The 14,213-nt window shown below is 69.8% G+C and carries 16 protein-coding genes; 3 read left to right on the plus strand and 13 right to left on the minus strand.

Translation table 11 applies throughout. The features are described from left to right. Window positions 1-82 precede the first annotated feature (82 nt). The 4 genes from ACODNG_RS03265 to ACODNG_RS03280 all read right to left on the minus strand — a co-directional run bounded on the left by ACODNG_RS03265 (window position 83) and on the right by ACODNG_RS03280 (window position 2,943). Window positions 83-652, minus strand: a complete 570-nt coding sequence (locus ACODNG_RS03265) for a DUF7110 family protein (RefSeq protein WP_209546195.1) — start codon at window positions 650-652, stop codon at window positions 83-85. A gap of 167 nt (window positions 653-819) precedes the next feature. Continuing rightward, complete coding sequence (locus tag ACODNG_RS03270; protein WP_434522415.1) at window positions 820-1,164, minus strand: glutaredoxin family protein; 345 nt, start codon at window positions 1,162-1,164, stop codon at window positions 820-822. 86 nt (window positions 1,165-1,250) lie between these two features. Next, the gene (gene gfcR / locus ACODNG_RS03275) at window positions 1,251-1,886 is read right to left on the minus strand and encodes a transcriptional regulator GfcR (RefSeq protein WP_209546198.1); all 636 of its coding nucleotides are present in this window, start codon (window positions 1,884-1,886) and stop codon (window positions 1,251-1,253) included. Then, window positions 1,873-2,943, minus strand: a complete 1,071-nt coding sequence (locus ACODNG_RS03280; RefSeq protein ID WP_434522416.1) for a glucose 1-dehydrogenase — start codon at window positions 2,941-2,943, stop codon at window positions 1,873-1,875. The genes gfcR and ACODNG_RS03280 overlap by 14 nt, the downstream gene beginning before the upstream one ends. Window positions 2,944-3,048: 105 nt before the next feature. Between ACODNG_RS03280 and ACODNG_RS03285 the strand changes: the two genes are divergently transcribed. From ACODNG_RS03285 to ACODNG_RS03295, 3 genes are all read left to right on the plus strand, one after another. Further along, on the plus strand, window positions 3,049-3,858 hold the full coding sequence (locus ACODNG_RS03285) for an NRDE family protein (protein ID WP_434522417.1): 810 nt from the start codon (window positions 3,049-3,051) through the stop codon (window positions 3,856-3,858). Between the two features lie 72 nt (window positions 3,859-3,930). Continuing rightward, the gene (locus ACODNG_RS03290; protein ID WP_209546202.1) at window positions 3,931-4,284 is read left to right on the plus strand and encodes a helix-turn-helix transcriptional regulator; all 354 of its coding nucleotides are present in this window, start codon (window positions 3,931-3,933) and stop codon (window positions 4,282-4,284) included. A 97-nt stretch (window positions 4,285-4,381) separates the two neighbouring features. Continuing rightward, a complete protein-coding gene (locus ACODNG_RS03295; RefSeq protein WP_434522418.1) occupies window positions 4,382-4,735 on the plus strand; it encodes a hypothetical protein in 354 nt (117 codons plus the stop codon). Window positions 4,736-4,772: 37 nt separating this feature from the next. Here ACODNG_RS03295 and ACODNG_RS03300 read toward each other — a convergent pair whose 3' ends face one another. The 9 genes from ACODNG_RS03300 to ACODNG_RS03340 are packed head-to-tail and all read right to left on the minus strand — an operon-like array spanning window position 4,773 to window position 14,186. Next, the gene (locus tag ACODNG_RS03300; protein WP_434522419.1) at window positions 4,773-6,581 is read right to left on the minus strand and encodes a Na(+)/H(+) antiporter subunit D; all 1,809 of its coding nucleotides are present in this window, start codon (window positions 6,579-6,581) and stop codon (window positions 4,773-4,775) included. Continuing rightward, entirely contained in the window at window positions 6,578-8,737 is a 2,160-nt protein-coding gene (locus tag ACODNG_RS03305) for a cation:proton antiporter (protein WP_434522420.1), read from the minus strand. The genes ACODNG_RS03300 and ACODNG_RS03305 overlap by 4 nt, the downstream gene beginning before the upstream one ends. Next, window positions 8,734-10,374 carry a proton-conducting transporter transmembrane domain-containing protein gene (locus ACODNG_RS03310; protein WP_434522421.1) on the minus strand — a complete coding sequence of 547 codons (1,641 nt, stop codon included), beginning with the start codon at window positions 10,372-10,374 and terminating at the stop codon, window positions 8,734-8,736. The genes ACODNG_RS03305 and ACODNG_RS03310 overlap by 4 nt, the downstream gene beginning before the upstream one ends. Continuing rightward, window positions 10,367-10,924, minus strand: coding sequence for a cation:proton antiporter subunit C (locus ACODNG_RS03315; RefSeq protein WP_434522422.1), 558 nt, complete (start codon window positions 10,922-10,924; stop codon window positions 10,367-10,369). The genes ACODNG_RS03310 and ACODNG_RS03315 overlap by 8 nt, the downstream gene beginning before the upstream one ends. Then, entirely contained in the window at window positions 10,921-11,688 is a 768-nt protein-coding gene (locus tag ACODNG_RS03320) for an MnhB domain-containing protein (RefSeq protein ID WP_434522423.1), read from the minus strand. Before ACODNG_RS03320 ends, ACODNG_RS03315 begins: the two co-directional genes overlap by 4 nt. Then, entirely contained in the window at window positions 11,685-12,275 is a 591-nt protein-coding gene (locus tag ACODNG_RS03325; RefSeq protein WP_434522424.1) for a DUF4040 domain-containing protein, read from the minus strand. Before ACODNG_RS03325 ends, ACODNG_RS03320 begins: the two co-directional genes overlap by 4 nt. Next, window positions 12,272-12,604, minus strand: a complete 333-nt coding sequence (gene mnhG / locus ACODNG_RS03330; protein WP_434522425.1) for a monovalent cation/H(+) antiporter subunit G — start codon at window positions 12,602-12,604, stop codon at window positions 12,272-12,274. Before mnhG ends, ACODNG_RS03325 begins: the two co-directional genes overlap by 4 nt. After that, a complete protein-coding gene (locus ACODNG_RS03335) occupies window positions 12,601-12,906 on the minus strand; it encodes a cation:proton antiporter (RefSeq protein ID WP_434522426.1) in 306 nt (101 codons plus the stop codon). Before ACODNG_RS03335 ends, mnhG begins: the two co-directional genes overlap by 4 nt. Continuing rightward, complete coding sequence (locus ACODNG_RS03340) at window positions 12,903-14,186, minus strand: monovalent cation/H+ antiporter subunit E (protein WP_434522427.1); 1,284 nt, start codon at window positions 14,184-14,186, stop codon at window positions 12,903-12,905. Before ACODNG_RS03340 ends, ACODNG_RS03335 begins: the two co-directional genes overlap by 4 nt. Between the last annotated feature and the right edge of the window lie 27 nt (window positions 14,187-14,213).

The following is a 14,213-nucleotide window of genomic DNA, read 5'->3' on the forward strand; positions in this document are numbered from 1 at the left end:
GGCGGTCGGCCGCGGCCGGCGGCGGAGGCGGGCGTAGCGGGCGGCGGGGCAGGCGCGTGACGCGCGTGGCGGGCGCGCCGCTTCAGTCCGAAATGAAGTCGTTGTCGCGCCAGTTGACGCCGCCGTCGCCCTCGCCGGCCCCCTGCGGGCTCTCGACGACCTCGATGCTTGCGGGGCGCCGCTCACCCTCGACGATCCGGGTCGCTTCGAGCTCGCCGTCCTCCTCGGTTATCGCGGTCAGCGTCCCCTTCTCCGAGAGGGTCGCTATCTCGCGTAACACGAGGAACATGGGGTACTGGAGCGCGGAGTTCTGGAGAACGGTCTCGCGGTCGCCCTTGAAGCAGGCGAACTCGACCAGCTCCGAGGGGATCTCCTCCTCCTCGTCGTCCATCCACTGCGGGCCGCCGGCGCGCGGCGGCTCCTCCTCCCACACGCGCGTCTCCGTGACCGACGCCTTCAGCTGGGCGGTCGGCGTGTACTTGCTGATCGACTCGTCGTCGGACAGGGCCTTGATGATGAGTGTGTTGTTTCGACGCGTGATGTCGATATCGTCGATCTCCGGCGGCAGGTCGGGATCTTCGTCGAAGTACGTCTCTACGTCTTCGAGTGGCAGTTCGAGCGTCGAATGAAGTCTGAACACGCGGCCTGTCATTGTTTGTGGAAAGCGGTGGGGTCGAACCGGTGGTCGCGGCGGCAGCGGCAACGACTGCTTCTACCCTATGTAGGCACCGTGGGTTTATATGGCCTGCCCTTCGAGACCCTTGGATCGGGTCCCGCTCGCAACCGCCGGTGTGCGAGTCCGACACCGTGAGGCGACCCTTACTCGGCGCCTAGCTCGGCGGCGAGCTCGCCGCGCTCGTCGAGTTCCGCGAGTACGTCGCTCCCGCCAACGAACTCGCCGTCGACGAACGTCTGCGGAATCGTCTCCCAGTCGCTGTGCGACTCCAGCGCCTCGCGGTACTGCGGCAGCGCAGGCAGCACGTCGACCGTCTCGAACTCCTCGACGTGCTGGCTGATCAGTTCGACGGCGCGCTTCGAGTAGCCGCACTGCGGCATCAGGGGGTTCCCCTTCATGAACAGTACCACGTCGTTGTCGGCGATGGTGTTCTCGACGCGCGCTTCTATCTCCTCGGCGTCCGCGTCCGCTTCGGGGCTGAACGTCATGCGACCGGGTACGCGTCGCCGAGGCAAAGGGGTTCCGCACGGGAGGACAGAAGCGAGGCCGACCGGTCGCGAGGCTCGCGTCTCGTCTACTCCTCGCGGTCGACGCGGACGACGTCGACGAGCGAGTACACCGGCACCCCGTCGATCTCGTCGTACCCCTTCTTGTCGACCAGCACGACGCACGCGACCGGCTCGCCGCCCTGTTCGCGGATCGCGTCGATCGACTCCCGCATCGTCGTCCCCGAGGTGATGATGTCGTCGACGACGTAGCAGTCGCGGTTCCGGATGGCGGCGAAGTTCCGCGAGAAGCCGCCCCCCTGCTCGTCGATGTCACCCTCTTCCCACTGGTGTTTCGCGGGCGCGTACGTGCCGAGGTCGGTGTCGAGCCGGTCCGCGACCGCGGTCGCAAGCGGCGCGCCGGCCTTCTCGATACCGACGGTGAGATCGACCTCCTCGCCCTGTTTGGCCAGGAGGTCGGCCATCGCGCTCGCCGCGTAGCCGAGGCGGGTCGAGTCGCGGCCAAGCGCGGACCAGTCGACGTGGATGTCGGCGAACGCGGTCGTCTCCGCGGTCGCGTCGGCGGCGTCCGACCCGCCGCCGCGCTCGACCAGCCAGCTCGCCGTCTCGCGGGAGACGTTCAGTTCGTCGGCGATCTCCCCCTTCGAGAGACCGTGTTCCGCGAGCTCGGCGGCGCTGTCTATCAGGTCGTCAACGTTCTTCATACGCGGCAAATTCGACCGCCGTTTTAATAGTCGTGTCGTCATCCGCGAACGCGGCCTCGAACTCGTCTAACCCGTGGACGCCGGTCACGAGATCGCCCAAGAACTCCTCCGAGAGTCCCGAGATCGACTCGATCGCGGACTCGAAGTGACCGTACCCGGAGTTGACGCTGCCGACGAGCGCCTTGTTGTGGAGGACGAACTCGCGGTGGAGCCGGCCCCCGTCGATCTCGAACTCCCAGTCGCCCGGGACGCCGAGGAGCGCGCCGACGCCGTTGGGCGCGAGCGCCTCGATCGTCTCGAAGGCGTGGGGCGCGTGGCCGGTCGCCTCGAAGACCAGGTCCATCGGCTCGTACGCGTCCGAGACCTCGGGGACGGACGTCTCGTTGGAGTTCACGTACGTCGCCCCCAGGGACTCGATGATCTCGATCGTCGGGTCGGGGCGCTCGCGCCGCCCGAGACGGTAGATCCGGTCGAACTCCTCGTCGAGGGTCGCGACCGTCAGGAGTCCGAGCGACCCGTTGCCCAACACCAGCGCCGACTCCGGCTCCCAGTGGAACGCCGACCGGCTGGCGTACGCGTGTTCGATCGCCTTCTCGGCGATCGAGACCGGCTCGACGAGGAACCCCCACTCCGCGAGCGCCGGCGGGATCTCGACGAGGAACTCGGCGGGGCTGGTGAAGTACTCCGCCATGAAGCCGTGCGCGCCGACGATGCCGCGCTCGTGGTACTCGCCGTCCGGCGCCATGTCGGGTTCGCCGCGCGCGAAGTACTCGTTGGCGCCGTTGGGCGGGCGGCGCACCGTCGGAACGACGACGTCGCCGACCTCGAACGGCGTGTCGTTCGGGTCCTCGACCACGCCGACCGCCTCGTGACCCAACACGAGGTGGTCCTCGCCCGCGGGGGTCCCGCCGTGTCCGCCGGCGATGACCTCGTGGTCGGTCCCGTCGACGCCGACCCGGAGGGTCCGGACCAGCGCCTCGCCGGGCGCCGGTTCCGGTCGCGGCTTCTCGGTCACGACCGGTTCGTCGTCCCCCTCGTAGACGGCAATCGCGTTCATATCTCGACTCAGGCGGCCAGTGACCAAAAGATTTCTTTTATTGTGAGTAAACCGCGACGCCGGATCCGCCGTGGAGTTTTCAGGCGAGCGGGCGTACTCGCGGGCGTGTGTACCCTGACCCTCGCGTGGCGGACGTTCGGTGACGCCCCCGTCGCGCTCGCGGCCACCCGCGACGAGGCGCTCGACCGCCCCAGCGAACCGCCGGCGTTGCGCGGCGACGAGACTGATAGTGGCGACGCCGGCGGCGACGGAGCAGGTAGCGTCCGGTACGTGGCCCCGCGCGACGCCGAGGCCGGTGGCACGTGGATCGGCGTCTCGGAGGGCGGTCTCGTCGTCGCCGTCACGAACCGGTGGCTCGACGCCGACCGCGAGGGGGACCGCTCCCGTGGGCTGCTCGTCCGCGACTGCCTGACGGCCGCCTCCGCCGAGGAGGCGGTCCGATCGGTCGAGCGGGAGCTCGACGAGCGCGCGTACGACGGATTCAACCTCGTCTTGGCCGACGAGCGGGCGGCGTTCCTGCTCGCGTACGACGGCGGTCTCGTCGTGACCCGACTCGACCCGGGCGTCCACGTCGTCGGCAACGTCGGCGGCGTGGTCAACGGCGCGGAGCGGTTCGCGGTTCCCGAGCGGCGACGGGAGTTCGGCGAGGAGCGCGCCGAGAGCGCCAGGCGGATCGCAGCGACGCTCGTCCCGGAGCCGGGCGAGTCGGGCGCGTCGTGGCTCGACCGCGCGAGCGACGTCCTCGCCGACCACGAGTACGGCGCCTGTCTCCACGGCGACGACTACGGTACGCGGTCGTTCACCCGAATTCGGACGGGCGACGACCCCGCCGTCGCGTACGCCGACGGCCCGCCCTGCGAGACGCCGGTCGAACCGGTGTCGCTACCGGACGGGTTCGCGCTCTCCCGCGGATGAGGCGGCGCGGCGACGTCGAGGGCGGTCCGACCGGAAAGCCAGTTTTAAGCGATTCGGGGGGCGTGTGAAACCATGAGCGCGTCCGAAATCGAGTCCGAGCTGTCGGCGGACGAGCGCGCCGGTCTCGAACTCATCCGCGAGACCGGCGGGATCCACCAGAGCGACTTCTGGAAGGAACTCGACGTCTCCTCGCGGAAGGGGAGCCGCATCGCCGAATCCTTAGAAGAGTCCGGAGTGATCCAGCGCGAGGACACCGTCTACGACGGCCACAACACCTACTACCTGGAGCCGGCCCCGCGCGACCTGGACTTCTCGCTGCTTATGGCCGGCGACATGCTCTCGCCGTTCATCGGCGAGGAGGAGGTTGACGCGCAGGCCGACGCCTTCTCGCAGTGGATGATGAACCTAGCCTACGAGGAGTACTGACGCCGCGACACCCGTTTTCCGACCGTTTCGTATCTCGCCGTTCGGTCGTCTCGTGCCGACGCCGGGCTTTTGCCGGCCCGCGTCGAACCGGGCGTCCATGAAACGCGCCCTCCCGCTCGCGGTCGTCGTCGGCCTGCTTGCCGGACTCGGCGTCCACCGAATCGTTCCGACCGCCCCCACGTCCCTCGGAACCGCCGCCGTCTACGCCGGGGCCGCGTACTTCTACCTCGCATTCGACATCTCGCTGCTCGCGGAAGCGCCGCGGTTCGACGACCGCGTCGACCGAGTGGGGTACGGGATCGGTCTCTTCGGCGTGAGCACGAGTCCGCTGCTGTTCGCGCACTACGCCGGCGTCGGAGACGGCGCGGTCCTGGGATTCGTGGTCGCGTTCGTCGGTGCGATCGCCTTCCTCGTGCTCAGCGAACAGGCCAGACGCCTCGGCGACGACTGAGGCGAGAGAGCCGCCCGACGCGGGCGGCCGACTCCAGTCAGACCAACAGGAAAGCGAACAGCGCGACTCCGGCGGTGAGCGTCAGGAACAGTACGCTCCGGCCGATACCGGCGCGGATCTCGACGTCGAACCCGGCGCGAGCGAGCGCCTCGCGCGGGTCGCTCGCGGTCCGCATCGCCGCGCCCGCGAGGGCCATCGTCGCGCGGTCGACGGCGGCCCACAGCTCCGTGACCCCCCACACCGAGCCGCGCCCGAGGTAGAACGCGCTCGGGAAGAGGACGGCGTCGACGTCGGGCATCCGGTGGGCGAGCCAACCGAGCGGGCGCTTCAACGCGAAGAAGCCGACGAAGCCGGCGACCAGCAGCGCCGCGCTCTCGGTCAGGTGGCTCCGACTGTACGGCTTGAAGTACACCTCGTCGCTGAGGATGAGGTCGGTGAACGGCATCAGCTCGATCAGCTGGGTGTAGAAGACGCCGAGGAAGACGCACGCGCCCGCCGCCAGCAGCATCCCGGCGGTCTGGAACAGCGTGGCGTCGTCCGGCGACAGCGTCGCCGAGCCGTGGAAGAACATGTAGTACCCGAGCTTGATGAACGACATGAACGTCCCCACGCCGCCGAGGACGAGCAGCCACCAGAGCAGCCCGCTGTCTAAGAGCAGGACGTACTCGTGGACCTTGTGGGCGGAGTCGAGCACCATCCCCTTCGAGATGAAGCCGTTGAACCCCGGTACGGCGGTAATCGAGGCCGCACCGACGAGGTAGACGAGGAAGGTGATCGGCATCACCCGCCACAGGCCGCCCATCTCTCGGATGTCCTCGACGCCGGTTCGGTAGACGACGACGCCGACCGCCATGAAGAGGAGACTCTTGTAGAGGACGTTGTTGAACAGGTGGGCGAACCCGCCGGTGACGGCGAACTCGCCGTAGGGGGTGGCGAGCGTCGCCAGCCCGAAGCCGGCGAGCATGTAGCCGACCTGCGCCTGAATGTGGTACGACAGCAGCCGCCGCGGGTCGTACTGGAGCAGCGCGAAGAACGCGCCGTAGACGGCCATGAACCCGCCGAGGTACGCGAGCCACATGCCGCCCTCGGGGAACGCGCGGTACATCACGTAGGCGGCGGTCTTCGTCGTGAACACCGAGAGGAACACCGACGCCGCGACGTGCGGGCGCGGGTAGGTGTCCGGCAGCCAGCTGTGAAGGAAGATGAACCCGCAGTTGATCCCGATCCCGATCGCCGCGAGCACCGTCGCGGAGGCGTGGATCCCGGTCGTCGACGAGAACAGGAATATCTCGCCGGCCGGCACGCTCCCGAGCATCGACACGCCGTGGACGACGACCGCCGCGAGCAGGATGGTCCCGCCGGTGCCGTGGAACAGCGCGTAGCGGTAGCCAGCCCGCACCGCCGCCCCGCCGTGCTGCCAGACGAGCAGCGTCGAGGTGACGGCCATCAGCTCCCAGAAGAAGATCAGGGTGAGCCAGTCGCCGGCGTAGATCGTCGCCACCGTCGACGCGACGTAGATCAGCGCGAACGCGGTCACCCACGTCGGCGCCTCGCTGCCGTACGCGTACAGCACCGCCGCCGTCGCGAGGAACCCGACGACGACGCCCATCAGCAGCGAGAACTGGTCGACGTTGAAGAAGACGACGTCGAACCCGAGGAACTGCGTCGCGAGGTGCGCGCCCGTTCCACCGTCGCCGAGCAGCACCGCCTGCGCGAATGTGAACGCCGTCGCCAGCGCGGCGACCGCGTGTCCCGACCGCCGCGGCAGCGCCAGCACCGCGAGCGCCGCGAACGCGATCAGGACGTACGGCGGAATCGAGGTCAGGAGGTCGGTCGGCACCGTCACGGGCGCACCACCTCCTCGGGGAGCCGCGTGTCGACGATGAGCTCGATCAGCTCCAGGAATCCCATCTGGTGGGGAATCACGCCGAGCAGGACCGCGAGCGCCATCACGGTGAGGATCGGCCCGAGCGTGAACCACGTCGACTCGCGCCCGCGGAGGGCGTCGAGTCCGGCGACGTGTTCCCAGCCGCCCGCCGGCGGCCCGCCGTGGTGATGGTCGTCGTGGTCGTCGCCGTGCTCGTCGTGTGCGTCGTGTGCGTCGTGTGCGTCGTTGCGGTCGTCGTGAGTGTCGGTTGCGAATTCTTCATCGTGAGCGTCGACGGCGGCGGGTTCGCCGTCGTCGTGACCCTCGGCGGCATCGGCCGTGCTCTCGTCTGGCGCGTCGGCACGCCCGGGACCGAACGGCACGTCCGCGTCCGAGGGGCGCTGGTCGACCGCGTAATCGCCCGTGTCGACGCGTTCGGCCGGTTCCGAGAAGTCGCGCTCGCTCGCGGCGAAGTCCGGCCGGACGACGCCCTCCTCGTCGGTCGGCAGGTCGTCGAGGTCGGCGTCCGGGACCTCGGACTCGTCGACGCCGTCGGCGTCGGGCGAGGAGTCGTCCGCGTCGCCGGCGTCCGCGACGATGTCGTCGACGGTGTCGGCGGGTTCCTCCTCGTCATCGTCGTCGCTGTCGTCAGTGTCATCGTCATCCGGGCGGCCACCGTCGGTCGCCGCGACGATCGACCGCGACTCGCCGCCGAGCGGGAAGTCGACGAGCGGCTTCGCGTCGTGGGCGTCCTCCGCCTCGAAGAAGGCGGTGTAGATCACCGGCCAGAAGTACGCGACGTTGAGGACGCCGGACAGGAGCAGCGCACCGACGAGGTAGTAGGCGACCGGGGTGAGGGTCATCCCCATCTGAACTCCGCCGATCAGCATGTAGTACTTGCTGACGAAGCCGGCGAGCAGCGGCATCCCTGCCATCCCCAGCGAGGCGACCGCGAACGCCCCCATCGTCAGTGGCATCCGCTTGCCGATCCCCGCCATCTGGGAGATGTAGTCGGTGTGAGTCGACACGTGGATGTTGCCCGCACAGAAGAACAGGGTGAGCTTCATGAACGCGTGCGCCGGGATGTGTAAGAGCGCGCCCACCAGCCCGTACCAGCCGAACAGCCCCAGCCCGAGAATGATGTAGCTCAGCTGGCTGATCGTCGAGTAGGCGAGCCGGCGCTTCAGGTGGTCCTTCCGGAGGGCGATGAGCGAGGCCGCGGTGAGCGTGATCGCCCCGATAGTCGAGAGGACGAGGCCGGCGGTGAAGCCGAAGGGGAGCGAGAGGTCGAAGACGAGTTCGGGTCCGAACACGTCGAGGACGACCCGCGAGACGCCGAACGCGCCGGACTTGACGACCGCGACCGCGTGGAGTAGCCCGGAGACCGGCGTCGGCGCCACCATCGCCTCGGGGAGCCACTGGTGGAGGGGCATGATCCCCGCCTTCACGCCGAAGCCGATGGCAAGCAGGAAGAAGGCGAGCATCGCGAGCCCGGGGTCGGCGCTCGCGAGTTCCGCGATGCCGCCGGCGGTGAACTCGACGGTGCCGGCGATCAGGTAGACGAGCGCGGTGCCCGCCAAGACGAGCACGCCGCCGCCGAACATCGTGTACGCGAGGTACTTGCGGCCGGCCGAGCGCGCCTCGGCCGTCTCGTCGTGCGCGACGAGCGGGTAGGTCGCGATCGACAGCAGCTCGTAGAAGACGAAGATCGTCACGAGGTTTCCGGCGAACGCGATCCCCATCGTCGCGGCGAGCGACACCGCGAACGCCGCGAAGTACCGGGTCTGGTTCGCCTCGTCGAGGCCGCGCATGTAGCCGATGCTGTAGAAGGAGGTGATTATCCACAGCCCGCTCGCGAGGAATGCGAACAGCATGCCGAGCGCGTCGGCGCGCAGAACGAACTCGATCGGCGCGCCGATTCCGGGGAGGAACGCCCCGAGCGACCACTCGAAGACGGCACCGTCGAGGACCGCAGGCAGCATCGACGCGACGATGCCGAACTTCGCGAGCGACGCGACGAGCGTCCACCCCTCGCGGACGTTCGGCGAGCGGTGCGACGCGACGATGAAGAACGCCGCGACGAACGAGACGAGAACCGCCAGTAGGGGACGTATGTCGGGTGTAGCTTCTATCATGCGAACACCTCCGTGAGGAACGGGTCGAACCACTCCGCGAGCGCGAAGCCGCCGAAGCCGAGCGCGACCGTCGCCAGCGCCGCCAGTCCGAGCGCGAGAAGCGGCGCCGTCGGCACCCGGTCTGGGACGAGCGACGACCGCGGCGCGCCCTCGACGGGCGCCGGAAGACCGTCCGCGGTCTTGGCGGGCGACGGTTCCCGGTCGTCGGTCGCGGGGGAGTCGCCGCCGTCGGTCGCCGCCGCGTCGGCGGAGCCGTCACCGCCTCTCGCGGCCGCGTCGCCGTGGTCGCCGGGAAGCCCCGCCCCGGCGAAGTAGAACCGCTCGATCAGCCGCGCGACGTACGACAGCGTGAACAGCGTGCTGACGAATATCGCCGCGGCGACCGCGATCCCGACCGCGCCGCCGTCGGCGAGTCCGGCGTCGACCGCGCCGACGCCGACGTACCACTTCCCGAGGAAGCCGATCGACGGCGGGATCCCGACCAAGGCGAGCCCGAGGACCGCGAGCGCGCCCGACGTGTACGGGGCCGCGCGCGCGGCGCTCGCGAGGTCCTCGATCCGGCGGCTGCCGTAACCGAGCGCGAGCAGCCCGATTCCGAGGAACAGCCCGAACTTCATGATCCCGTGCCCGATCAGGTGGACGATCCCGCCGAGCAGCGCCGTCTCGTTCGCGAGCGCGACCGCCGCGCCGATCATGCCAAACTGCGCGACCGAGGAGTACGCGAACATCCGCTTGAGGTTCGACTGCATCGCCGCGAGCGCGGAGCCGGCGACGATGGAGACGGTCGAGACGACGAGCAGCGCGGTCGCGATCCCCTCGTTGGCCGCGAGGAAGTCGACCGTGAACACCGTGTAGGTCACGCGGATCAGCGCGTACGCGCTCGCCGTCGACACCAGCGCCGCGACGATCGTCGTGACCGAGTCCGGCGCGCGCTGGTAGGCGTCCGGCTGCCACGAGTGGACCGGGAACAAGGCGATCTTCAGGGCGAGTCCGGTCACGATGAACGCGTAGCTCGCGCGGATGAGCGGGTCGCCGTAGCCGGCCTGCGCGACGATCTGCGCCTGTACGTCGAGCATGTTCAGCGTCCCCGTCGCGAGGAAGACGTAGCCGACGCCGAGCAGGTACAGCGAGGCGCCGACGGTGCCGACGACGAGGTACTTCAGCGAGGCGTACGCGCTCGCACCCGAGCGGTCCGCGGCGATGAGCGCGTACGTCGTCAGCCCGGTGATCTCTAAGAATACGAACAGGTTGAACAGGTCGCCGGTGAGCACCATCCCGACCAGCCCGCCGACCAGCAGGAGGTACGCGCTGTAGAACGGGTTCCCTCGCGGGCCGGCGACCCGCGCGAACGCGAGCGTCGCGACCGAGACCGCGGCCACGAGTAGCAGCACCGCCACCGACAGCCGGTCGGCGACGAGTTCGATTCCGATCGGGGGGAGGAAGCCGCCCAGCGCGTGGCTGAACGGTCCGTTAATCACCGTTTCCACGGCTATCGCGGCCGCTATTCCGGCCACGGCCGTCGTCCCGACCGCCGCGACCGGCCAGCCGGCGCGGTCGTACCGCAGCCCGAGCGCCAGCGGCAGCGTCGCCGCGACGATGGGGACGACGACCGCGAGCGGCAGGAGAACGTCAGTCATCCGTCTCACCCCCCGCGTCGGACGCGCCGGGCGCCCCACCGGCGGCGGGCGCACCGTCGTCGCCGGGCGTCTCCACCGGTTCCCGCGCCGGGATCGACCCCTCGTCGCGGAGCAGTTCACGGAGGGTGTCGGTCCGGAGCGTGCCGTACTCGTCGTAGATCCGGATACACAGGGCGAGCGCGACCGCGGTGAGGCTCACGCCGACGACGATGGCGGTGAGCACGAGGACGTGCGGGAGCGGACTGACGTAGAGACCGCCCTCCGGACCGCCGGACGGGACGATCGGAATCGCTCCGCCGTCGACGTACGCAGAGGCGATGAAAAGCAGGAAGATCGCCGTCTGGAACAGGTTGAGTCCGATGATCTTCTTCACGAGGTTGGGATTCGCTATCATCATGTAGAGTCCGATACAGAGCAGCAGCGCGAACGTGACGTACGCGTGTCTCGTCGCGAGTATCTCGGCGGCGCCGCCGGCCGAGGAGAGCACCGAAGCGCCGAGAGTCGAGGCGTCGACCGCGGCGGTGAACGCGCCGACGAGCGCGGCGGTCATCGTTCGCCTCCGTCGGTCGCCGCGTCGTCAGCTGCGCGGCCCCCGTCGGTCGCCGCGTCGTCAGCTGCGCGGCCCCCGTCGGTCGCCGCCGGACCCGGAGCGTCGCCGTCGTCCGGATCGGTGCCGTCGATCGAACCGTCGTCCCGGGCTTCGTCCGTCTCGGGACCGTCTCCCACCTCGTCGTCGAACGCGTCCGCGTCGGCGAACCCGCCCGCGTCGCTGAACCCGTTCGCGAGGACGAAGAACAGCCCCATGAGCACGCCGGCGACGATGGTGCCGATCCCGAGGATCTCGACGCCCTCCATCCCGTACTTGACGGGGTCGGGGATCGGAAGCAGCTCGTACTGGAGGAACGCGCCGCCGAGCGCGACCGGGACCAGCCCAATTCCGGCGAACACGAGGGTGCCGCCGACGGCGAGCGCGACGACGACTGTGTTCGCGAGCCACTCGCGGGTGGCCTCGATGCCGAACGCGAACGCGATCATGAACACGACCGCGGCCACGATCGCGCCGCCCTGGAACCCCCCGCCCGGCGATCCGCCGCCGTGGAAGGTGACGAACAGCCCGTAGGTGAACGCGAACGGCGCGACGATCTTCACCGTCGGCATGATCACCTGACTCTCCGTGTACGGGGTGCCCTGTCGGCGGTCCGAGTCGAGGCGACCGTCGCTGCGCGGCGGTCGGTCGCGACCGAACCCGCCGCTGGAGTCGGGGTCGGCGCCGTCGTCGGGGTCGGCGCCTGAGTCGGGAGCGGAGCCGCTCATGCGAACACCTCCCTGTGGAGGACGATGAGGGCGGCGATCCCGGCCGCGAACACGACGACCGCCTCGCCGAACGTGTCGAACCCGCGGAACGCGGCCAGAACGGCCATCACCGCGTTCTCGACGCCCGTCTCCGCGTACGTCTGGGCGATGTACCACTGGCTCACGTCCGGGTTCGACCAGATCGGCGCGTCCTCGGACCCGACCGCTGGGATATCGCCCATCGTGAGCAGCAGCCCGCCGAACAGCAGTCCCGCCGCGCCCGCGGCGGGCAGGTTCACCGACTCGAAGGCCGCCTCGTGGTCGGCCCGGGTCGTCTTCGCGAGCGTGAGGAGCAGCAGCACCGTGGTCACCCCGGCGGAGATGGCGGCCTCGGTCATCGCGACGTCCGGCGCCCGGTAGAACGTGTACAGCGCGGCCATCCCGAGGCTGTAGGCGCCGAAGATGATCACCGCGGCGAGCACGTCGCGTGCCAGCGCCGTGAACAGCGCGGTCAACACCACGAAGACGAACAGGCTCGCCTCGATGGCGGTCACCTGCGCGACGACCGGCGCGCCGAGGGGACCGGCGGACGCGAGCGCGCCGGTCATCGGCGGTCATCCCCGTTGGTCCACGGCACGATTCCCTCCTCGAAGGCGGCCCGAGCAATCGCGTGGGCCGCGGTCGGATTCGTCACGAAGATGAAAAACAGCAGGAGGACCGACTTGAAGCCGGCGCCCGCCAGCCCGACGGTGAGCGCGACCGCCGCCAGCCCGAAGCCGGCGCCCAGCGTGTCGGCCTGGGAGGCGGTGTGCGCCCGCGAGTACAGGTCGGGTAGCCGGAGCACGCCCACCATCGAGACGAACGAGAAGAACAGCCCGAGCAGCGTGAGCGCGACGATCAGCCAGACGCGGGCCGTCTCCAGCGCGGCTGCGCTCACAGCACACCACCCCGCTCGACGGTGAACTTCGAGATGGCGATGGCCATCAGGAAGTTGAGCAGTGCGTACACCAGGGCGATGTCGAGGAACGTCGGCTCCCCGAGCGCCGCGCCCAAGATCGCGAGGATGACGACGGTGTTCGTCCCGAGGACGTTCACCGCCAGTACCCGGTCTTCCATCGTCGGCCCGACGACCGCGCGGTAGAGCATGCCGACCGCGAGGACGGCGAAGCCGGCGGCCGCGACGAGCAGGAAGTCGCCGAGGGTGTAGCCGGCCGCGAGCGACGCGTCCACGAGGCTCATCGGTCGGTCACCTCGTCGTCGATCGATTCGGCGGCGCCGGTTTCGTCGACCCCGTCACTCTCGTGAGCCGCGCCGACCGCTCCGCCGTCGGCGGCGGCAATCGGTAGCTCCTCGGTGGCGTCGTCGCCCTGGAGGATCGCCACGTCGTCGCGCTCGCGGGGGGTCGGCAGGCGCGCCGACCGACGGCCGTAGTAGACGAAGCGCGTCCACCGCTCTAGGGAGCCGTCGAACAGCCCCTCGCGGGCCCACGGGACGAGCGAGTGGACGTAGAGGTCGCTGTCCCGGGCGCGGACCGTCAGCGTCCCGGGCGTCAGCGTGATCGAGTTCGCGAGCGTCATCAGCGGGAGCCCGCTGCCGACGATCACGCGCATCCGGTTCAGCGTCGGCTCTATCGGGAGCCGCGGGTCGAGGATGACGCGGGCGACCACGAGGTTCGCCTTCAGGATCTCGTAGAGCAGCACGGGGACGTACACCAGCCCGCGGGCGATCCGCATCGGGGTGCGCGGGATCGCCGGCGTCGAGTCGAGGCTCACCCGTGAGAGGGTGATCGACACGACCGCGGCGGTCGCGACCCCCGTCACCGCGTCGAACCAGTAGGTCGGGTCGCCCAACAGGAGGTAAAACGCCAGCGAGAGTCCGAAAAGCGCCACGAACCGTCCGGTGGTCGCCTCGGTTCGGAACCGCTCGCGACGCGTCGGCCGATCGACCGGCGCGGTCTCGACCGACAGCGAGGTGTTCGAGAGCGCGAACTCCAGCGGCTGGAGCAGCGTCGTGTTGCCGACCGGGGTGTACTCGGGGTCGAGCACGACGCGGTCGGCGTCGTTTTCCTCGGCGTACTCCGCGAGCACGCGGACGTAGTCGTCGGCGCCGAACAGGTAGTCGTCGGCGCCGATCACCGCGGTGACGACCTCGACGTCCGCGGCCGCGGGCGCCTCCGAGTCGTCGAGGTCGGCGGTCGCCCACGCCGCGACGCGTTCGAGCACGCGCTCGGCCGCGGCGGCCCGCTCGTCGCTCTCCGGGTCACCGTCCCGCCACGAGGCGATCTCGACGAGGTGGAGCGCCGGAGCGCCGTCGTTCGCGGCCGCCTCGGCGACGTGCGCGATCGTCGAGCGAAGCGTGGAGGTCGGCTCGACGGGGACGATGATCGCGCCGGCCGTCGCCGTTGGCCCGCCCGTCGCGTCGGCGCCCGACGCTTCGGCAGAGAGACCAGACGTCTCGGCGGAGTCGACCGGGCCGTCGGCGGAGGCTCCGTCGCCGGGCGGCGGGTCGGCGTCAGCCACCCACCACACCTCCCACGGAGCCGTGCG

This window comes from Halorubrum sp. AS12, from assembly GCF_051122765.1.
In the GTDB taxonomy this organism is placed as follows: domain Archaea; phylum Halobacteriota; class Halobacteria; order Halobacteriales; family Haloferacaceae; genus Halorubrum; species Halorubrum trapanicum.